Source organism: Cryomorphaceae bacterium (assembly GCA_007695365.1).
Classification (GTDB): Bacteria; Bacteroidota; Bacteroidia; order Flavobacteriales_D; family SKUL01; genus SKUL01.
The window spans coordinates 1-20,788 of record REDV01000095.1 but is presented as its reverse complement, the minus strand read 5'-3'; the positions used below and the strand labels follow the sequence as shown (position 1 = coordinate 20,788).

Here is a 20,788-nt window from a genome sequence, read left to right as displayed (position 1 = left end):
GGCTATGTTGTATTGGTCAACTCAAAACCGTGGAACAGAGGAGATGTTAAAGTCCGTGATGCGATAGCGGTGTTTGGGTGAACGCACCATTGATGCATTTCTTTTTATTTTCGGGAAAAATCAACCAACATGGATACGAGGAAAACACTCAACCGCGTCAAAGGGCGGGTAGCCGAAACACTGATCCAGGAATTGTTTCTTGCCCACAATTACAACGTGTTTCACTATGGCATGGAACGCAGCATACCGGGTATAGAAAACCTTACGCGCAAAACCTACGGCGCTGTAAAGGACAAAATCAGTTCCATGCCCGATTTCGTGGTTCAAAATCCCGAAACCCACAAGCTGCATTTTGTGGAAGTGAAATTCCGACGGTCGGGAAAGTTCAGCATCGATGACTTACCGGGGCTCTACCCCTGGCACCACAGTTACTTTATCATTCTCTCCAAAAAGCACATCAAGTGCCTCACCTACCGGCAACTGGAATCCGGCAAGGTAATTTCACCAGAATGCAACAACCTCCTCATCAAAAGAAAAGACCTCGGGCTGGACCGCGAAAAGATTCTGGAGTTTATGGATGTGGCGGAAAGATTGTTTCGGAATATGTGAGCGGGGGTGGAGTGTTTTGGGGGGCTGTACTCACTTTGTGATCTCGTGAAACCGATGCGATGTTTGCTCCAGATTCCCTCTCCTTGAGAATTTTAACAATCTGGGCTGGGGTAAACTTGCTTTTTTTATACGCATTCAAAGATGTTTTTTTTTAACTGTCTGGTTTTTGCGGAGTTTACAGCTCCTAAACAAAACGAGTTTACGACAAGGTCGTTTTACCACTGGAAAAGCTAAAAGTCAATTAAATCATCTATTTTCAATATATTGCGCGGAGCGATGGCAACTCAACAAGGCTGTCCACAATATTTGTTTTAAACGTACTACATTTAGGGTCGCTTTTATCATGAATTGTCACTCATTCATCTATCTATTGGCCACGGGGCTCTTCCTGATGTGCTCAAATTGCTTCGGACAGCAAGCCATTGAACAAATGTTCGATTGGTCGGTATTGATTGATTCTGATAGGTTTCGCTCAAATGCAGTTGTTAAGCGCGATGGAGAAACAATTGACTGGGTGCAATTCACCAATAAGGGTGATTATCAAGAAGCCCAATACACATTTTCAACAGACTCGGTACACTGGCAATTCCAATTGGAAAACGAACGCTACCTCGTATCATTTCCCAACGATGTGAGTTTGTTGACTAATCGTGACAAAGGTGAATTGACGAGTGAATTGTATGCGAAACTGGCGAACATACAGTCCTCCGCTCCAATAGCATATCCGGATAGCATATTGACCGAAAGGTCATTTTTACACGCAGAAGGTGAGAGGGATGAAATCCTGCAACAACAAGTATTTCTTAAAACATCAGACTCCTCTCTGGTTTGCCATCCCGCAGCGCCCATTGCATCAATACTCAGTTCGCTAGTGGACACCAGCTATTGCCCCGGGGTTATACTCAAGTTGATTACATACAATTACGGTTACAAAGCCGACACTCTTCAATGTAAGATTGCCGATATCATTTTGGTTACCGAAAGTGGCCATTGGGAAAAATGGAGTGCATTCTCGGGTGACACCTTGCTTATACTGCTGGCCCATCCATTGATTAGCTTTGATCATATGATTCAAATTTACCCGCAACCAAAATCCAAATTGATGCTCGCCCATTTCCACAGCTATATTCCCAGACACAATATCCGTAATCGATTTGCCACCTATCAGGCCAAAAGTAATCAATTACCAATTGAAATTAAATGAGGTACATTTTGTTCATATCGATGTTGCAACTCTTTCATCTCAATATTCAGGGGCAATTCAATTGCAATGACATTCTCTCTTCAGAAAATTTCGTGAGTGCAACTGCCACCGCTCAAACTGAAGAAGCTGCCAGAAAGAGCGCTTACGACCTGTTGGCAAATCAACTCTCTTCGCGTGTTTCTTCCCGCACCAGTCTGTCTACTCTAGAAGAAAACAATCAGCTTACCCAGCGTTTTTTTAACTCAACCGAAACGGTATCCCGGCTCCGATTGGACGGCCTTAAATATCAGATTTGCGAGCGTCCGGGTCGAAAAAAGGATAGTCAAACTTATTCCGTTTTGGCATACATCAGTCATGATGATCTGAAAAAAACCGCAGAATCTGTAAAAAACATTGTTCATCAATACCTGGAGCTGGCTGAACAAAAAAAGGCTCTGAAGATTGGTGGTATCGCAGAAGCTTATGCCGCCTATCTACACTCATTTTACAGCCCTCGTCCTATTTCATGGAACTCCGCACATGACACCATTCACAATGTACAACCCTACCTGGAAGCCATGTTGCGGAATCACCTGAACGGACTGGGATTGTACTGCGAAAAGGTAAAACCTCACCCACAATTTCCCGGTGAACAAATTCAGATTGACCTGAGTTTCGCCGGAAAGACTTCCCCGGGAGTAGTATATCACATTGACTGTCCGGCGCACAACGCCACAACTAGTCTCAATGAAATGGGAGGCACAATGAACCTCCTCATGCAGCCTGTTTCTGAAATAGAACAGATGCGAATGAAAATCACCCTTGACCCACAAATTATTGATTCACATTTAAATGAAATTCGTAGCGAAACCAATTTCTCAAAAGATGTAATCATTGATGTCGATTTTCGCGAAGTCATACATTTAGATTTCATTATTGAGGAAGACATGGAGACAGTGCATTTATCTCCGGAAATACAAAATTTGAGTATCCGTTCCATTCAATGGTCAAGCGGTGCAAGGGTACTCAGTACAGAGCCGTTAACCACACTTGACAAAAGCGACTTGGGGGGCGAAATCAGAATGACCGTCAACAACTCAGAATCACTTACTGTAAGCAAAATGTTTAACAACAACCTCCACCCAATTACAAGAACGTTCACCCAGCCAAAGCCCAAACCCACACTTGAGGATGAGATGCCTCTGCCCCACTCCGGAATTCCAGCGGATCCTTACGGTTTTGCTCGATTGACTGATTTTGATGCGGTGCAAGCCAAACTCAAAAAACTGAAACAACAAGGAAAAGTGATTTTTGGCAAAGAGACAGATTTTGTCAATCCCAATCGCTGCTGGATATTGCTAATTGAACCCAAAAGCAAAATACTGCTTCATGCGCTTGCGCCTAATGATGGCGGTCGAATCGACTTGAAGTCATCGAAACGATTTGCCAATTTTGAAAGTGAACTTAAAGGAATGATAGCCATATGGGTCGAACTTTATTAATAGCAGCCTTTTTGATGAATTTGTCACTGGCTTTGTCGGCACAGGTCAAAACAGCGGTCCAATTTGGCAATGCAGACAACAGTGCACTGCAACAAGTCATAGCTCACAATTTAAGCGCATTGCTTACAGAAATGAATACGGCATTTGTCGATCAGCGAGACATCCGTTGGGAAAATATCGATGCCTCGGAAGCTGCCCGAAATCGTATCTCTACCCTTTGGAATACATCTCGATTTCGCTGTACCGAAGCGTTGCTGAAAGAAAATCTACTTCGCACACCAGGGGGGCAATTTCAAATTCGCCATATACCATTGCAACTGGAAAAGGAAGCTACAGAGGAAGCCGTGATAACCATTAACGAACAAGGCCATATTGAAGATTTATATTTCGGCATTGAGCAGCACCAATATCGTAGATTAATGGCCGACGGACGCGATCTCACCGACTTTCATCGCCGACAAATGATACTTGACTTTCTCGAAAACTTTAGAACAGCATACAACCGGCAAGATCTTGAATTGCTGGAACAAACATTTAGTGAAAACGCCCTTATTATTGTTGGGAGAGTAATTAATGTAAAACCAGACAGCCCAGATATGATGGCTTCTTTGGGGCAACAAAAGGTTGAGTTAATTCGCTACAACAAAAGCCAATACATTGACAATCTGAAAAAGGTTTTTAACCGGAACCGATTTATTGATGTTCGCTTTGACAATATCGACATTATACGGCATGGTGCACGCAAAGAGATTTATGGCGTAAATCTGCGACAGCAGTGGCGGTCCTCAACATACGGCGACGAAGGCTACTTGTTTTTGATGATCGATTTTGAAGACCAGACTCGACCAATGGTACATGTGCGATCGTGGCAACCAGAGAAACATACCACTCGTGAAGACGTGATTGAACTCGGTGATTTTGATATTATCAAATAACGCAAAGCAGTGAATATTCTCCTTCAAAATTCCTATCTCATCGTATGTATGGCAATTGAAGTTTTTGTGCTCAATCCGGCCTATGCCCAACTCAATGAGTTTGAAATAAGTAAACTTCCAACCCCAAATGAAACCATCGTTCAAGCGAATACTCAATTCTCTGACAATGCCTTACTGCTTATCTACTCAGATCTGGATGGACTACAGTTTCGCAGTTCGATGGGAGCCATTAACAAGCAAACATACAACAGCCGGGCGGGACGGTACGAAGTGCTATGCAACCCGGTGAAGCAAATAATTTTTGTGGCCAGTTCAGGGTTTATGGAAGTACGGGTGGGCACTATCAACCCGGAACCGAAGGCCGTGTTCTATTTCAAAGTAGAAAAGAAAATTGAAACTTTGAGCGGTTCAACTCCTACTCCGCTTTCTATTTTCACCGAACCTTCAAATTGTGAACTTTGGCTCAACGGTATTAAAACCGCCGAATCGACTCCATTTGAATCCGAAGTGAATTCCGGACTTGCGACTATCAGAATCCAAAAGCAAAACCACCACCCTTTGGACACTTCTGTGTATCTCAATTCCGGTGAAAAAGCTGTTTTTCGGTTTGCACTTAATAAGCACAAAGGGTTTATTGAAATTGAAACAAACCCCGTTGGATCTTCCATATATATTGATGACGAATACATGGGCATCAGTCCGTTTTCAGATTCAATAGAAGTAGGATCCTACCAGCTTAAAATAAATACTCGCCAGCACATACCTTTAGTTCAAACAATTGAAATTCAAAAGGGGAAGTCCTATGAATTTAATTTGAGTCTGCGGGAAACAAAGAGTAAGGATTGTATTGATGCGGACGGCAATAAGTACAAAACGGTAACAATTGGCAACCAACAATGGATGGCTGAAAATTTGAAAACCCAGCGTTTCTCCAATGGTGACCCTATTCTGGAAATAAAGAACGACTACGAATGGGATTCAAAAGAACCAGTCCGATGCCAATATGAAAACAATAAGAGAATGGCCAAAAAGTATGGAGAATTGTACAACTGGTATGTGGTAAATGACGAACGCAATGTTTGCCCATCAGGATGGAAAATTCCTTCGGATCGGGAATGGACAGAACTGGCGGTACATATCGACCACAGGGCTGGCAGGCCAGACGAAAGTATAAATTACCTGGGGCACGGAAGTGGATTACAAAGTGCCACTGCCGGAGGTAAAATGAAACGAATTTCAGGTGGATGGGATAAACCGAATATCGATGCCACCAACGACAGTAAGTTTTCGGCGGTACCGGGAGGTTGCCGACATTTTAGAGGGTATTTTGAATCTGAAGGTACGGGGGCTTATTGGTGGACAGCAACGCCGGTTGATGAAGTAGAAGCCTGGAATCGAAGTGTCCATTCTGAATCGGGAGAATTGTTTCGGAAAGCTTTTGATAAGGAATATGGACTCTCAATTCGATGCATAAAAGAATGAATCGATGAAAACAGTTTGGCCACATTCTTTCCTATTGACATTCCTCCTAATATTGGGTGGGCAAACCGCTATAGCCCAACTCAATGAGTTTGAAATAAGTAAACTTCCAACCCCAAATGAAACCATCGTTCAAGCGAATACTCAATTCTCTGACAATGCCTTACTGCTTATCTACTCAGATCTGGATGGACTACAGTTTCGCAGTTCGATGGGAGCCATTAACAAGCAAACATACAACTCAATATCTAACAGATACGAAGTGCTTTGCAGCCCCGTGAAACAAATAATTTTTGTGGCGAAAAAAGATTTTATAGAGCAACGTATAGAAAACATCAATCCAAACCCGAAATCATTACACACCTACAAAGTGACAGGTAAACAAATCGCAAGCAATGAGCCTGGAAATTTGCAGATTATTACGCAACCTGAGGGCTGTACTATATTTCTTAACGAAATAGCCTTAGGTGATAAAACACCGTTCGAAGGTGCATTGCCTGCTGCCACGTATAAAATCAGAGTCATAAAACAGGATTATCATAGTATTGATACGGCCGTGACATTATCTGCAGGAGCTGCAACATCGGTTTACCTGAAAATGCAAGAAGACCAGCGCCCAAACTCAGTTACAGATATTGATGGAAATGAATACAAAACGATAAAGATTGGAAATCAAATCTGGATGTCGGAAAACTTAAAAACAGGACGATATCGTAATGGAGACCCAATTCCGAATATTTCACAGAGAAAGGAGTGGCGCACGTCTGAACAAGGTGGATGGTGTTGGTATGACAACAACTCCGAATATGAAAATCCGTACGGAAAACTTTACAACTGGTATTCAATTGGTGACAGCAGAGGAGTCTGCCCTGCAGGTTGGCACGTACCCAATAATCAGGAATGGAATCTACTCATCAAATATCTCGGGGGCAATCGTAATGCCGGTCTAAAAATGAAGAGTGCCGATAGAACTTTTTGGAAAGTAAAAAACCAAAAAGCAACCAATTCCAGCGGCTTCAATGCATTGCCAGGTGGATTGAGACAGCCGGGCAGAGCCGTTGGATTTCAAAAAGCTCGAATGTATGGGTTTTTCTGGTCTTCAGATTCACACGGAAAGCACCATGCTAATATGCTTTTTGTTAGGGGAATCAAAAAGCGAATTAGAAAAGGTACCTATCTAAAACGTGTAGGACTTTCGGTACGCTGCATCAAAGATTAACAGCAGAGAAAATGAAGTTCATAATCATCATTTTGGGCATATTGATGGCTAGCAGTGCTACCCTAGCCCAACTCAACGAGTTTTCAGTCACCGAACTCCCCGCCCCCGAAGCATCCGTTGTGCAAGCCAATACAAAATACCCGGACAATGCACTATTGTTGATATACTCCGACCTGGAAGGACTACAGTTTCGCAGTTCGATGGGGGCGATTAATCAACAATCCTATAATACCACTGCCAATCGCTATGAAGTGTTTTGCAGCCCGGTGAAGCAGATGGTTTTTGTGGCGAAGCCGGGATTTATGGAACGTCGGGTGACCACGATCAACCCACAACCCAAAGATGTGTTTTACTACAAAGTAGAAGAAGTACTCACCACTTCAGACGAGCGCGGCACTTTGAGCATCACCTCCAATCCTCCGCAAATCCGCATTATTCTCAACGACCTGGAACTGGCCGAGCGCACCCCGTTTTCGCAACGCTTACCGACAGGAACGCACCGGGTAGTTCTTCAAAAAGAGCGTTACATTGAACTGGACACTGCGTTGCAAATCCACAAAGACCAGGAGCGTTTCTTACATGTAAACCTCAAGCCAATCTGGGCAAATCTCAGCGTGCGGGCCATGCCCGAAAACAGTGAGATTGTACTGAATCAACAGGTCAAAGGACAAGGCGACTATCAAGCAACCGGACCGGAAGATGGATTGGATCCGGGAATTTACCAACTCAAAGTTCAGCTCGAAAAGCACTACCCTTTCGAAACGCAATTGACACTGGCCTCCGGAATGGATAGTGTATTGAACATTCATTTAAAGCCCATTACCGGCTGGCTGCAAATCGACAGCGAGCCGAGCGGTGCAACGATACGAATTGACGGACAGCAGGTGGGGAATACTCCGTACAGGGAGCAGCGGTTGATTGGCAAATACCACATTGAGCTGCAAAAAGGTGGGCACCTTGAAACAGAAAAAAGCATTGTTGTGAATGAAAATGCAGAGTCCAAAGAAAATTTCCGGTTGAAGAATTACCGCAAAGCGCTAAATCCACCCAAAATAGCCAAATGGGGATTACTCACCGTTGGTCTTGCGGGTGTGGGTACCGGAGGATACTATTTGTATTCGGGCATTAACGACTACAACAAATACCAAAACGCCACCACTGAAGCTGCGGCATTGCGCGAGCAAGTGCTCACCGCACGCACCATCTACCCGATTGCCTTTGCGGCCGGAGGCGCTGCGCTCATAGGCTCCCTCCTGTTTAACAACAAGCTGCAGAAACAGAAACGCGAATGGGGACTGACCGCAATACCTGTTGAAGGGGGCGCAGCCATTGGTTACACCAGCAACTTTTAAAAATGAAAAGCCCCGTTACATATTTCTTGCTGTACTGCCTGGTGATATTGACGGCGTGTGAGAAAGACTTCAACAACCCCTACGACCCCGAAACACCACCTGAAGCCTGGATGCCCGCCAATCTGCAGGTGGAAATTCTAAGCACCAACGCAGTAAAATTAAGCTGGGAGCAGGACGAAACACGAATTGATGGACTGGAAATCATCAAGGAAACAAGCGGTGAAACGGAAACCATTTTCCTCGAAGGGCATCGCACCGAATGGACAGACGAGGCTGTAATTCCTGACAGCCAACTGGAAGAATGTCACGAAGTGAAGTTTCAGGTTCGTGCGGTAGCGGGTGCTCAGCGAAGCTCGACCACCAAACCAACAGATGCGCTCAATATGCCCGTCACCACTGTGGCCGACGCCGGACCGGATCAGCTCTATACAGCCAGTAGCAACCTGGTGACTTTATCGGCAAACCCGGTTGCCTTGGGTGAGAGTGGCACCTGGACCATCCTCTCCGGTTCGGGCGGAAGCCTCAGCGACCCCAACAACCCGAACGCCACCCTGAGCGTGCAACCTGAATCTTCTTACACGCTGCGCTGGACGATTGCCGGGCCGTGTGGACAACATCAGGATGATGTGAATATTGACTTTGCAAGTCCGGGAATCAGTGCATATGGTGGAATACTGGCCTATATTTTCCAACCCGGCGACAATGGATATGTTGCGGGCGAAACCCACGGACTTGTTGCCGCAAGTGACGATGCCGGTACCGGTGCGTGGTGCTGTCAATTGGAAACATTCGGCACATCCGACATACTCGGATCGGGGCAATCCAATACACAATTGATTCTGAACTCGTGCAGCAGTTGTTTTCAGGCCGCTCAGCTTTGCAACGACTACAGCAACGCAGGATATGACGACTGGTTTCTGCCCAGTATTGATGAACTGGAATTGCTGTATGCACATCTTGCTGAGGCAGAAATGGGCAACTTTGAAAGTGCTGCCTATTGGAGTTCAAGTGAAGACGGCGCGGCGAGCGCCAAAAGCATTCATTTTGGCACAGGCCAATCGGGATTCTCGGCTAAAACCACTTATCTCCGCGTCCGTCCGGTGCGGTATTTCTAAGGAATTGCAGAGGCCTGAAAAACGACAGACCATAAAGGGAAAAAATCTCCCAATACGGTCTGCCGAATGAACCACAAAACACAAACCAATGAGCAACCGGGTGGAACCCAAAAACACCCGGTCAATCTCAAAAAATAACAGCCCTTAATTTTTGCGGGGCATCTCAATGCCCTTCAACATAGGCTCCAGTTCAGCGAGTTCATAGCCGTCGTAAGTAAGCCACAAATTAATTCCGCCCGACGTCTCCTCATCTGTCTGCAACCCGTCGTAGTTGGTGACATCAAAAGCATAAGATTCGCTCACCCACTCAAAAGGCTCGTGTATGCTGATTTCAACTAAACCATTTGCCACCGCCCAGGCCAGCTCGATTAAGACAAACTCTATGATGAATTCCTCCCGATCGAGGTTGCGCAATTTTTCCTTATCATATTCATCGCCGCGTAAAAATTGAATGCACTTTTCAACTATCTCAAATGGCACATGCTCAATCTGAAAAACAATAGAATTTCTCAAGGCTGCGCGCTTCTCAAGATCACCAAGGGCTGAAGAATGGGTGTTCAAAAAATTACTGAAAATTGCGGGGTCATACTTTTCCATAATCTGTTGCGCCATATCCTCAGCGCCCTGAATGACTGCTTCAGAAACTTCCCCCATGGACATTTCTCTAACAATATGCACCTTGTCTATTTTACGCTCAAGGGATTCCGAAAGAATCATCATGGCATCATCTTTCTCGTCTGCTGACAATTCATTTTGCTTCAGATCACGGGTAAAATCTGCTCGTTCTGTCGAACCCATATATCCCTCTTTTGCAGAAAGCCCAACAAAGTTCTGCAACTTACCCAACGCGAGCGAAACAGCTTTGCCGTTTACTGTTCCTTTCACCAAAAATTGCCCTTCAGTTTCTTTATTTCCCGTTGAATTACAATGGGTCAACAGAACTGTTCGGAACAATAATTCATGTAAATCTTCCTTCGAAAAAATCGAAAAAACGCCAACTTTAGCCATTAGCTGAAACAACAATTTCAATTCATCTTGTTGCTGTTCACTTGCCTTTGCGAAATTATTGGGGAAACTCATTAAAGAAAAATCAGGTACGATAAAGTTCATATTTTAAATGTTTATTGTTTGTTAATCCCAAATTATGCAATAGGAGGAGCGATAAGCTCCGAACTACTTGCATTAGTTGGGATAACCCCGATCTAGCGAATCACTTTTTCAGTACGGCGAAGCGGACTGTAAAAGTTTGATTCTCTTTATCGAATATGCAATAAGCCGTGCTTATTGCATATTTTGGGTTAATACTTATTTGCTTCTAATCCGGTAATACTTGCCTTTCGCTATTCAAATCATTGTCCTTTCACCTTTTCCGTTGCCATCTCCACGCCCTTCAACAAAGGCTCCAGTTCAGCGAGCTTATAATAATGGATGGTGTCCAGCAAATTGATGCCGCCAATTTCATCGCCCTGCAAACCCTGGTACTTATCAATATCCAGGTCGAGTATTTCTTTGGGCCAGGCAGCCACAGGCACGGATTCCATGATTTCGTATTCGCACAGGTCATTGGCAAATGCCCAGGCCAGTTCAATCAAATCGAAATCCAGCGCGAACTCCTCCGCATCTCGCTTTTTCAATAGCTCTTTGTCGTAGCCGTATTCCTCGCGCAAAAAGGCCACGCACTCCTCCATAACCTCAAATGGCACCTTTTGAATATGGAAGGCCACAGACCCCCTCAGCGCAATCCGCTGTTTCAAGGCATCGATGGTGTCAGTGTGTTTTTCCTCAAACTCCTCAAACACCTCAACATTGCTTTGCGCAAATAGCTTCTCTGCAAGAGCCGCACAGCGCTCAATGATGTCATCACTGATATCAATGCCTGAATCCTCTCCTTCAATCTGCATAGGGCCAACATAGCGCACTACGTTATCAGGAAGGTTTTTGTCTGCCGCTTTTCGGGCTTCAGATGCCGTATGCGTTTTTCGGAGGTATGCAATGAAATCCTCCCTGTCTGAAAACCCGAGACTTCCTTGCTCTGAAGCGATCCCCACATACTCATGCAATGTGGTCAGGTCAATCGCAACAGGCTTTTCATCTGCTATGGCCTTCACAACAAATTCACTTCCAGCGTCCCCCAACATGAGACGGTCGCGGCCATACAATAAAATCACTCTGAAAATAAATTCGCGCAGGTCTTCCACCGAATACAGCGTCTTCACCTGAGCCTCGCGCATCATGCGAATCAAAACACTGATGACGGGTGTGGTGTGCTCACCATCTTCACTTATTACTAACGAATCATTGGTCAAAGAAAAATCGGAATTCAGGTATTTCATACAATTGGGGGTTAAAGTGAATAATGAAGTTAGTGTTATTTAGTCTCTGTCCTATTCTATGCCGATTGACGCAGGAATTTGCTGTGGTTCAAAAGCAATTGATAGGCGTGGCAAGGCAGGTTATCCAAGCCTTTGCGCGCAATAACATCGAGGATCTCATTCAATTCATGCTCCGACAACGCCCTGCGACTATAATTCAACAAATGGGTGTCGATCATTTGAATCATTTTTTTGAACTTGACTATCTGATTGTCCGTCCAGAAATCCTGTACTCCTCCTTTCATGCTATTCACAGCATCCGCGGAGACTTCGAGAATTGTAAACTCTACACCTATATAATCCCCGAGCAAGTCATTGATATCGGTAAATAGCTGGCCACCATTACTCGGAAGGTAAGCCAGGCATTTCCAGTTGGTCAGTCCGATTACAAAAGGAATCCCAGCCCAGTTCAGCAAGTGGGTAAGTGAACTGAACGCGCTGCAATCTGACTGAAAATCACGCAACTTATCGATGTCTTCTATTTCAACAGTCAATAAATGAATGGTCCACGTTGCGTCGTGATGTTGATGTATAAAAGGTGTGAACATATCGAAACACTTTATGGGATTCTGATTTTCTTGTCTCATTGGCAATTGGTTTTGGTTATTATCATTCTAGCCACTTCTCATTAAGGCGGTATCATCCCGTTGATTTGCCCGGAAACACCGGTGATGAAGCCTTGCGTAATTCATTAAACGCAAAGGGGCAAAAATCCTTGACACCCCCACTGCCGTTTTTATTCAAAAAGATTCCTGCTGCACATTGCCAGGCTCTAATGTACATCGGCTGTTTCTTCTACTATGGAATCGAGCATACTCTGATCCAGTTCAACTTTCTGTTCCAGGTTCAGTGCTGTTGAATCCGAACCCTGAGCTGACAACGCATTGCGCATCAACGACTCCTGTTCCGTCAGGTATTCCAGCCGTCGTTCATAGTAATGGTAGGTGGAAATAACCTGGCTGGTGTCTATTTCAAAAGCCTTGGCTATTCCCGAATGCAACCTATCCACATCTTTCTGATTAAGGGCCGTTCCTTCCAGATCAAAAAAGAGGTTCTCGGCATGTCTTGAAATATCCATAAGGATGGTAAATGAAGCTGTTGTCATTTTGTTTTGTCTTTCTATCTACAATAAACGATACGGAGGGTAATCTTTGACAGTAGTCATTAAATAAACCCAATACTGCTCACACGAAAATGCCTGAAAACCTAACCAGTGAACCCCTTACATCTGCTTCACGAGCTTCCTTCAGGATAGCCAGCTTTTCTTATTGGTGAACTTCTTGGTTCCTTTTTCATTCTTTTTCACGTTCGTGATTACGAATTATTTTTCCGTAATCGTGTCCGGCTATTTAGAGGGCAGCAACATGATGTAGATGCTAAAAAGCAACAAACACCATTTCCTAAAGATTCAACTGCTTTCCAAAAGTCTTTTCGTAGTGATTCCGAATAATGAACGCACCCTGCATTAATGAGCTTACTCTGAAATCATCAAAAGGCTCGGAAGATTCAAATTCCAAAATACAATCGTACCCGTTCCATTCAGCGGTTCGCAGCAATCTTCCTATGATTTTGTCGCCTACCTTTATAGCGAAATCATCATTTTCCAATGCTTCTATGTGTACTCTCTCTTTCATGTATCCAATGAGTTTTTATGAAGAGTTTGCGTGAAATTGGACCACTGAATTTTCAGATTCATCCATATCATCAATTCCTGTATAAGGGTCTTTTGGCAAATATCTTATCAAGTGCATCGTCCAATTTTTTCGGCTTTTGTGGTTATGGCTCGGCCTGCAGAATAAACAGCCCTTTTTCATTGATGACAAAATGAAGAGATCTGTAAATTCCGAATATATCTTCTCTATCCAAATCTGAGGTGATCAGAAGCATGCGGTCGTTAACAAATTGCAGTGATCTGCCCGGGATGGTTATAAGCTCCCAGCTCAAAGCCTCTAAAATTTCAGGATCGCGATGAAAGAGCATGTAGCAGTATTCAGGTCCAGAAATCATAAACAAGGTATTTTAAGGTTTATCACGGCCATACTTCTTTTGCATAGGTATTCAGACCCAAGGCTATTGTTATTCTGTTGTTTACAGGGTATCGGGACATACATTTTCTTCCGAGGTCATACCTGTCTGATTCCGACAATGGATGTGCGTCCATTTCGACACGCATTTCCTTTACAAGCCTTTCATATTCTTTCAACCTGGAAAAAATACGGGCCATCATCTCCTCCTCACCAACTGGAGTCAGATGATCAATTTCTGATTTCAGGTCTGAAACAACAATCGGGGTTTTGACATGCTCCTCAATCATATCATTGACCATTCCCCAAAACGACGGACGGATGACTGGAGCGTACATCAGCACCGTATCATCATCAATGGAGTGCACAAAACTGAAACCTATAGCCCGCAGAACAATTTCCAATGTGGCTTCTGCTTCTTTATGGTATTGCGGTTGACCGGCGTACGATACCATCTGAATGCTCCACGAATGGTTTACAAAATAATACACATGTTCACACCTGTTCATGGTGAACGAGTTACTTAGCTGTATTTGTGATTGATACATGTTGACTCATTTCATTTATTACTCTTCTAACACCTCATCGCACGCGGCAGCTAAATTTTCCTGCATAGCAGCACCCCAATGCTCCACATTGGCTGCATACCTGTCGGGCGCGAACGACGCATTGTTCTGGCACCTGGCCAATTCATCCCTGGTTTCCTGTATTACAGGCTTTAACTCCTCATAGGCAGCATTCAGCCTGGCAGTTCCGAACGCCGCGAATGGTCTGTCTTCTGGATGGGTATGCCGCAGCCCATAGACGTTTCCCTTAAACTTTTTGTAAAGCACGTAATTTATTGGTTTCCATAACGCTTCCTCTGCCGTAGGCAAGAAAGCCATTCCTGTACGTTCACTCACCAATACAATTTTGGCAAACCCCGCTTGCTCCAATGCCCCGAAAACTTTTCGCGGCGGATTTTCATCATCCAGAACTGCACAGGTCAGCAAATGGAGTTGCCATTCGTGATGCGAAAAAACGCACATCAAGCGATTTCTGCCATCCTTATTAAAATCATCCTTTCTGTCTGTTTTGTTTTGACTCACAAGTATTGGTTTTAATGGTGAATACTGCCTTACCCCATGCCGGCAGGAATAAATACGCAGGAGGCAGAAATCATTGACACCCTTTGGCGAATCAAATGATCATTCCATTCCGAAACCTCCACGCTACCAGAGCTGCACGCCTATTCTTCTTCCATCGAACGCAAGCCAAGCGCTGCGGCCATTCTGCGTTTTACGTAGTGTTCGGACTCATATTTCCTGCGCAAGCAATCTCTTTCTGATATGGTAAGCGGATGGTCGGATACTTCTTCTACCAGCTCGCTCACTACAGTTTTATAATGTTTGAATCGATGGAGCGCCAAACCTGCTGGATTTTCCTGCCCTGTTGCAAAAAGATCCTCCATGGCTGTATTCATGTTGATTACAACCAGGGTGGTTTTAATTTCGCGCTCAAGGTATTGGTTCACCATGCTCCAAAACGACCTGCGCACCAACGGACCATAAACCATCACAGTATGGTCGTTTAGGCTGTGTACAAATGTAAACCCCACGGACCGCATCACCACTTCGAGCGTAGTTTCAATTTCCTGGCGGTACTGAGGCATTTTTTCGTAAGACACCATCTGAACATTCCACGGGCGGTTCATAAAATGACACACGTGTTCGCGCCAATCCATTCCCAGGTAATCCTTCACCTCTAATCTATCGAATTCATTTTTCGGCATATCGCTTTATTATCTCAGTTTGTTCTTTATGGCTTTGGTACCTCACAGGCTTCACATGCAGCAGCGAGTCCATTTTTCATTTCCTCAATCCAATCGGGTACACCGTGCGAATACATATCCAGCATTAACGGCCCCATCATTCTGCACCAATCCAATTCGCCCCGAATCTCACGATAAAATGGACGCATCACTTCTACGGCCGCATTGAGACGCGCTGAACCAAAAACAGCTTCGGGCCGATTGACAGGCATGGAGTGTATAACAGCATACACTCTCACTTTGTAATAGTGATAGAGCACTTCGTTGATGGCTCCCCACAATACGGAACCCGCAGCGGGCAGAAATGCAAGTCCCGTAAAATCACTCACAACCGCAACTTTATGAAACACTGCCTCGTCCAGCAATTCAAACACCTGTTTCGGCGATATGGTGTTACCCCCGCTTGATAAGGTCAGGATATGTAAATGCCACTCGTACCGCGCAAAAGTAGAAGTGAACCGCTCTTTGTAGGGTTGTACATCATCTTCGAAATCATCCATGTCATGCTCTTCGTCTTGACGCATAATTTGTGGTTTTAATGGTGAATACTGATTTGGCTTTGCCGACAGGAATAAATACGCAGCTTGCAGAAATGATTGACAGGGCGGAGCGGAATGAACCCAAATTATGCGATAAGCACCGCTTATCGCATAATTTGGAACGAATTTTAATCCTGCCAGGATTGATTCTTCAACAGTTTGTAAATGTTTGACTTACGTTGACAACAAGAGAATATCTTAAAATACTTTGTCAATGATTCCGTGACCAGACGTAATGATATGGTGACAGCAGCTCATAACACACGGTACATTTATCCCAAAATATGCAATAAGCCTTGCTTAGAGCATATTCGATAAAGAGAATCAACCATTTTCAGCACGCTTCGCCGCACTGAAAAAGTGATTCTCTAGATCGGGGTTAACCCAACTAAGGCAGATAGTTCAGAGCTCATCGCTCCTCCTACTGCATAATTTGGGTTTAATTTAATTAGATTAGCGAGCCAACAGTCAACCAACACGATATCCATGAAACTACTTTTTTCTACTGCCTACGACGGACGCCCGTACAAAGAAAACGATGATGGCAGCCGCCCGGTGGGGCCGTTGACCTTGCTGAGTCTGCTGGAGCGCGAGCTTGGGCTGTTCGATTTTTTTCCGCAGCCCGACGAGCGGCTGAAAGCCTGGCTCGATTGCCTGAAAAAATCCGGCGACGATAACTTCTTTTACAATTCACTGCAAAAGGATGAGCTCAAAGTGTCCCAGGAATTATTGGGGTATCGCGACGAGCTGATCGCTATGGGGTGGCAGCACAATATGAAAAACCAGCCCCAACGACTCGGCCAACTGGCAACAGTTGAAGCGGCCTTTCAGCAAACTCCATTCTTCACGGGCATACCCGACCGGTGGCGCAATGTGCTGCAGGCCATTGAAAAAGCCAATCCGAAGGAAATTTGTTTCGAATATATCGTGCTGCACGACAAAACCGAACACCTGCCACCCATGATTCAGCGGGTACTGAAGGCCCTCGGGAACAGGGTTTCTGAAGCGGATTCTGCGGAACCTGAGCCCACCAACAACCTCGGGATGTTCCAGGCCGCATTGCGCGGAAAAAAACCAAAAAGAACTTTGGCTCCTTTAGATGAGGACCCCAGCCTGCAACTTATCCGTTTCAACAACCAGCAGGAAATGTGCGACGCCATGGCCTATTGCGCCGACGCCGAAAAACACGTTTTCATCAACCGCGACAACGCCAACTTCGACTACAGCCTTGTTTCATTTGGCAAAAGCGCCAGCGGCTCAAAACAACTGGCCGCCAACCCGATGACCATTCAACTGTACAAACTGGTTATTCCGTGCATTACCGGGGAGTTGAATATTCACGCGTTGCTTTCGTTGTTGCAGTTGCGCTACTCCCCCATTGACAGAAAACTATCGTACCAACTTACCCGCTGCCTGGCCGACAAACCCGGTGTGGGCAACGCGGAATGGAATGCGGTGATTGAAAATTACCTGAGCGGCCAAGGCGAAGATGCCGCGCCCGAGGAACATGAAATCAAAAGGCGCCAAAATATCATTGAACTGTTTCTGACTTTTGAAAAACGCGACGATGCCACGGTGCGCAAACGGGCGAAAAGCTTGCTGCAGTTTTTACAAAAATGGATTCAGGAAAAGTGCAAGGCCGGACTGCCCCCAGAAATAAGGGAACAGTTTACATACCTCGACAGCTTGTGTCAGCAAACCCTTCAGTTGATTCCGGAGCAAGGCAACGCAAAGGAAATAGAAAAAATATTTCAGGGAATCTACGAATCGACGCATTTCACCAATTACCAGCGACAGCAAAACAGCGTTTGCGTTGTGGACGATTTCGGTGCTGTTGCCTCCACTACCGCCAAAGAGGTTGTTGCCCTGAATTTTTACGATCACCCGCTCAAAGCAACGGTGGGGAAATTTTTGCTGCACGAGGAGCGCGAATTCCTGAAAGATCACAGCACCTATTACAGTCCTGAAGCACAGGTCAACCTTCAACTGGAACAATGGGTGCGTGGCATTGCGCGCACGCAAAACAAACTCAAGCTTTGTTTCATCGAACAAGAGGGCGTCGATAAGCACCCCTTACACATCCGTATGGAATCGCTTTTTGGCGAAAGCACCGAAAACATTCTCGCTGTTGTACAGGATATCCAAAACGATATCGCGCTCATTGATCGCGCTATCTTTCAATCTGCCTTTGAGACCCAACGCATGCTTCCGCTTCAGGAACAAGTTGAAGCGCTCTCGGATCAAACGTTCAAAATCATCCCCAGACGGCCTGTTGAAAGCGTCAGTTCATTGGAGCGATTTATCGAATACCCCTTGGACTGGGTACTGCAATACGTGGCGCTGTTTGAAGACAATCGCGGGTTGAGCATCCCCTCGGACAACCTGCTGCTCGGAAACATTGCCCATAAAGTGGTAGAGAACCTTTTTATTCAACACGCCATTGGTCAATCTACTTTCAATATTTCCGAAAATGAATTCAAAATTACTTTTGACCACGTGATCCATACAGAAGGAGCTACATTTTTACAACCCGAAAACCGGTTCGCTATGAGCGCGTTCCGTTACAAACTCTGGAAATCCGTTCGCAACCTGCAGGAAATCATCACTGGAAACAATTTTGTGGTGGAAGCCTGCGAACAATCTTTCGGCTACGATGAAGATTGCATTGTGGACGAGGCTTTGGGATATGTGAGGGGCTATATTGATCTGTTGCTCAAAGACAGCAATGGACAACACTTTATCATCGATATGAAGTGGACGTATTCGGACAAAAAATACATCAAGAAAATTGAGGACGGTGCCGCCATCCAATTGGCGCTGTATACCGCAGCGCTCAACGAACGCGAACAAGCCCGCACCGCTTATTTCCTGCTGGACCAGGGTAAACTCCTCACTGCTGCTGACCTCAAGGGGAGAGGTGTACAAAAAGTACCATCAACGGCCGGGAATAGCGAAATTCTTTCCAAACTGAAGCGATCACTGGAGTTTCGCTGGAGCGAACTCAGGCAGGGTAAAGTTGAATTTGGCGAGGGTCCCGACCTCTCCAGCCTGGCATACCACCAGGAGCCCAACCTTATTCCATTGCCCGAAGAAAATAACACAAAGAAAACGATTCCCTACACAGGATTTAACTTCTTGAAAGGAACACTTCAATAGCCACCATCCATGAAAAACATCACCTTTATCAATGCCGGCGCCGGAAGCGGTAAAACATACAGCCTTATCGAGCACCTGTACTCCTGGGTTGTGGAGAAAAACAATGCCCCTCAAAAAGTATTGCTCACCACCTTTACCAAAAAGGCCGCAGCTGAAATACGCGAAAAAGCCCAGGGCAGAATGCTCAGTGAACAGCGCTTTAACGAGGCCAACCAATTGCAGGAAGCCCTGATGGGGACGATACATTCCGTAGGGTACACTTTTATCAAGAAGTACTGGTACCTGCTGGACATTTCACCGGAAGTGCGCGAAATCAGCGAAAATGAACAAGAGGTTTTCTTTACACAAGCCATTGCCGAAGTGCCTACAGATCAGGAACTAGACCGGCTTTCGCACCTCAACTTTTCGTTTAATTTTTGCACCCCACTGGGTCATTACATCCCCGAAAAATGGCGCCAGGATGTATTGAAAATAATGGAAGAGGCCCAAAGCAATCACATTGACCTCAACGATGAGCAAAGCCAGCAGTTCAGCCTCAAGAAAGCAGAAGAAATTTTTTCGGGTACGCTAAAAGGCAGTGTATTCCCGGAAGTGGTAGAACAGTGCAAAAATGTGATGTTTGAGAATGTACTCGACAACAAAACATATCCCAAAATCAAACAGGAATTTGACAAGTACCTGAGCAAACTGGATGCCCGGGAAGTCACTTTAAAGGACATCAGGGATTTCTGGAAGCTGTATAAGAGTATATGCGGTGTTTACAATGCTCAAAAATATACTGATATCTATACCCAAATTCCTGAGTTCGATTATCCCCAAATCGACCTGCTCCGCGAAATGGTGCTCGAATACACCACGCTCGTTTTCGATGTGGCCAGGAGGGCGATGGATTCCTACCAATCGTTTAAGCTCGAACGCGGCCTGGTGGACTTCACCGACATGGAAGTCTACTTCCTTCAGCTCCTTGACAATCCCATTGTAATGGAGGAAATCAATCACACCATTGACCTGGTGATGGTAGATGAATTTCAGGACTCCAACCCCATCCAGCTCAGCATTTTCATCAAGCTCTCGGAATTGGTAAAACATTCCTACTGGGTGGGTGACCCCAAACAGTCCATTTACGGTTTTCGCGGCACCGATCCGCAACTGATTCAAGGCGTAATCAATGAATTTACAAAGCAGGATGACAATCGAAACCTGAACATCGAACTGCTGAAAATGTCGTGGAGATCAACACCGAAACTGGTTGAATTCTCCAATACCATCTTCTCGGAACGCATGAAAGACCAGGCACCGGAAATCCACCTAACTGATCAAAAGGCCATCAAGGGCCTGGACAAAAGCGAAGCGTTTAAAAACTGGCGCGAAGCTGCCTCCATTACCCCATTGAGCGCTTCCGACACCATCAAGCTGATTCCGGCCCGACCTACTGAAAAAGAGGGTTCGGAGACCTTTGCCGGCATCTATTTCTGGCAGTCACATCGCGTGGG

At 45.2% G+C, this 20,788-nt stretch carries 20 protein-coding genes; 10 read left to right on the top strand and 10 right to left on the bottom strand.

Features of this window, described 5'->3' with window-relative positions:
• The first annotated feature begins 129 nt into the window (after window positions 1–129).
• From EA392_09875 to EA392_09840, 8 genes are all read left to right on the top strand, one after another.
• A complete protein-coding gene (locus tag EA392_09875) occupies window positions 130–609 on the top strand; it encodes a hypothetical protein (protein TVR38399.1) in 480 nt (159 codons plus the stop codon).
• A gap of 391 nt (window positions 610–1,000) precedes the next feature.
• Window positions 1,001–1,813, top strand: coding sequence for a hypothetical protein (locus EA392_09870; GenBank protein TVR38398.1), 813 nt, complete (start codon window positions 1,001–1,003; stop codon window positions 1,811–1,813).
• A gap of 20 nt (window positions 1,814–1,833) precedes the next feature.
• The gene (locus EA392_09865) at window positions 1,834–3,294 is read left to right on the top strand and encodes a hypothetical protein (GenBank protein ID TVR38397.1); all 1,461 of its coding nucleotides are present in this window, start codon (window positions 1,834–1,836) and stop codon (window positions 3,292–3,294) included.
• A 14-nt stretch (window positions 3,295–3,308) separates the two neighbouring features.
• Entirely contained in the window at window positions 3,309–4,229 is a 921-nt protein-coding gene (locus EA392_09860) for a nuclear transport factor 2 family protein (protein ID TVR38396.1), read from the top strand.
• A 48-nt stretch (window positions 4,230–4,277) separates the two neighbouring features.
• Entirely contained in the window at window positions 4,278–5,711 is a 1,434-nt protein-coding gene (locus EA392_09855; GenBank protein TVR38395.1) for a PEGA domain-containing protein, read from the top strand.
• A gap of 4 nt (window positions 5,712–5,715) precedes the next feature.
• Window positions 5,716–6,927: a PEGA domain-containing protein gene (locus EA392_09850; protein TVR38394.1), complete on the top strand. Its 1,212-nt coding sequence runs from the start codon at window positions 5,716–5,718 to the stop codon at window positions 6,925–6,927.
• 11 nt (window positions 6,928–6,938) lie between these two features.
• On the top strand, window positions 6,939–8,279 hold the full coding sequence (locus EA392_09845; protein TVR38393.1) for a PEGA domain-containing protein: 1,341 nt from the start codon (window positions 6,939–6,941) through the stop codon (window positions 8,277–8,279).
• A 2-nt stretch (window positions 8,280–8,281) separates the two neighbouring features.
• On the top strand, window positions 8,282–9,394 hold the full coding sequence (locus EA392_09840; protein TVR38392.1) for a DUF1566 domain-containing protein: 1,113 nt from the start codon (window positions 8,282–8,284) through the stop codon (window positions 9,392–9,394).
• A gap of 144 nt (window positions 9,395–9,538) precedes the next feature.
• On the opposite strand, the gene EA392_09835 is transcribed toward EA392_09840, so the two are convergent.
• The 10 genes from EA392_09835 to EA392_09790 all read right to left on the bottom strand — a co-directional run bounded on the left by EA392_09835 (window position 9,539) and on the right by EA392_09790 (window position 16,124).
• Window positions 9,539–10,504, bottom strand: a complete 966-nt coding sequence (locus tag EA392_09835; GenBank protein TVR38391.1) for a hypothetical protein — start codon at window positions 10,502–10,504, stop codon at window positions 9,539–9,541.
• Window positions 10,505–10,743: 239 nt separating this feature from the next.
• A complete protein-coding gene (locus EA392_09830; protein TVR38390.1) occupies window positions 10,744–11,727 on the bottom strand; it encodes a hypothetical protein in 984 nt (327 codons plus the stop codon).
• Between the two features lie 56 nt (window positions 11,728–11,783).
• On the bottom strand, window positions 11,784–12,353 hold the full coding sequence (locus tag EA392_09825; protein ID TVR38389.1) for a hypothetical protein: 570 nt from the start codon (window positions 12,351–12,353) through the stop codon (window positions 11,784–11,786).
• A gap of 185 nt (window positions 12,354–12,538) precedes the next feature.
• Window positions 12,539–12,871, bottom strand: a complete 333-nt coding sequence (locus tag EA392_09820; protein ID TVR38388.1) for a hypothetical protein — start codon at window positions 12,869–12,871, stop codon at window positions 12,539–12,541.
• A 295-nt stretch (window positions 12,872–13,166) separates the two neighbouring features.
• Complete coding sequence (locus EA392_09815; GenBank protein TVR38387.1) at window positions 13,167–13,400, bottom strand: hypothetical protein; 234 nt, start codon at window positions 13,398–13,400, stop codon at window positions 13,167–13,169.
• Between the two features lie 142 nt (window positions 13,401–13,542).
• Window positions 13,543–13,773, bottom strand: a complete 231-nt coding sequence (locus EA392_09810; protein TVR38386.1) for a hypothetical protein — start codon at window positions 13,771–13,773, stop codon at window positions 13,543–13,545.
• A gap of 22 nt (window positions 13,774–13,795) precedes the next feature.
• Window positions 13,796–14,245 (bottom strand): hypothetical protein, encoded by a 450-nt coding sequence (locus EA392_09805; GenBank protein ID TVR38385.1) that lies wholly within the window; start codon window positions 14,243–14,245, stop codon window positions 13,796–13,798.
• Between the two features lie 111 nt (window positions 14,246–14,356).
• Window positions 14,357–14,782 (bottom strand): hypothetical protein, encoded by a 426-nt coding sequence (locus EA392_09800; GenBank protein TVR38384.1) that lies wholly within the window; start codon window positions 14,780–14,782, stop codon window positions 14,357–14,359.
• Between the two features lie 236 nt (window positions 14,783–15,018).
• Window positions 15,019–15,513, bottom strand: coding sequence for a hypothetical protein (locus tag EA392_09795; protein TVR38383.1), 495 nt, complete (start codon window positions 15,511–15,513; stop codon window positions 15,019–15,021).
• Between the two features lie 74 nt (window positions 15,514–15,587).
• Window positions 15,588–16,124, bottom strand: coding sequence for a hypothetical protein (locus EA392_09790; GenBank protein ID TVR38382.1), 537 nt, complete (start codon window positions 16,122–16,124; stop codon window positions 15,588–15,590).
• A gap of 501 nt (window positions 16,125–16,625) precedes the next feature.
• Here EA392_09790 and EA392_09785 point away from each other — a divergent pair.
• Window positions 16,626–19,295, top strand: a complete 2,670-nt coding sequence (locus tag EA392_09785; protein ID TVR38381.1) for a hypothetical protein — start codon at window positions 16,626–16,628, stop codon at window positions 19,293–19,295.
• Between the two features lie 9 nt (window positions 19,296–19,304).
• Window positions 19,305–20,788, top strand: a 1,484-nt coding sequence (locus EA392_09780; GenBank protein ID TVR38380.1) for a hypothetical protein, incomplete at its 3' end; no start/stop codon positions are given.

Coding starts and splice junctions, on each gene's coding strand:
- EA392_09875 (TVR38399.1), top strand. CDS start 130: ATGGATACGAGGAAAACACTCAACCGCGTCAAAGGGCGGGTAGCCGAA.
- EA392_09870 (TVR38398.1), top strand. CDS start 1,001: ATGTGCTCAAATTGCTTCGGACAGCAAGCCATTGAACAAATGTTCGAT.
- EA392_09865 (TVR38397.1), top strand. CDS start 1,834: ATGTTGCAACTCTTTCATCTCAATATTCAGGGGCAATTCAATTGCAAT.
- EA392_09860 (TVR38396.1), top strand. CDS start 3,309: ATGAATTTGTCACTGGCTTTGTCGGCACAGGTCAAAACAGCGGTCCAA.
- EA392_09855 (TVR38395.1), top strand. CDS start 4,278: ATGGCAATTGAAGTTTTTGTGCTCAATCCGGCCTATGCCCAACTCAAT.
- EA392_09850 (TVR38394.1), top strand. CDS start 5,716: ATGAAAACAGTTTGGCCACATTCTTTCCTATTGACATTCCTCCTAATA.
- EA392_09845 (TVR38393.1), top strand. CDS start 6,939: ATGAAGTTCATAATCATCATTTTGGGCATATTGATGGCTAGCAGTGCT.
- EA392_09840 (TVR38392.1), top strand. CDS start 8,282: ATGAAAAGCCCCGTTACATATTTCTTGCTGTACTGCCTGGTGATATTG.
- EA392_09835 (TVR38391.1), bottom strand. CDS start 10,504: ATGAACTTTATCGTACCTGATTTTTCTTTAATGAGTTTCCCCAATAAT.
- EA392_09830 (TVR38390.1), bottom strand. CDS start 11,727: ATGAAATACCTGAATTCCGATTTTTCTTTGACCAATGATTCGTTAGTA.
- EA392_09825 (TVR38389.1), bottom strand. CDS start 12,353: ATGAGACAAGAAAATCAGAATCCCATAAAGTGTTTCGATATGTTCACA.
- EA392_09820 (TVR38388.1), bottom strand. CDS start 12,871: ATGACAACAGCTTCATTTACCATCCTTATGGATATTTCAAGACATGCC.
- EA392_09815 (TVR38387.1), bottom strand. CDS start 13,400: ATGAAAGAGAGAGTACACATAGAAGCATTGGAAAATGATGATTTCGCT.
- EA392_09810 (TVR38386.1), bottom strand. CDS start 13,773: ATGATTTCTGGACCTGAATACTGCTACATGCTCTTTCATCGCGATCCT.
- EA392_09805 (TVR38385.1), bottom strand. CDS start 14,245: ATGGTATCGTACGCCGGTCAACCGCAATACCATAAAGAAGCAGAAGCC.
- EA392_09795 (TVR38383.1), bottom strand. CDS start 15,513: ATGGATTGGCGCGAACACGTGTGTCATTTTATGAACCGCCCGTGGAAT.
- EA392_09790 (TVR38382.1), bottom strand. CDS start 16,124: ATGCGTCAAGACGAAGAGCATGACATGGATGATTTCGAAGATGATGTA.
- EA392_09785 (TVR38381.1), top strand. CDS start 16,626: ATGAAACTACTTTTTTCTACTGCCTACGACGGACGCCCGTACAAAGAA.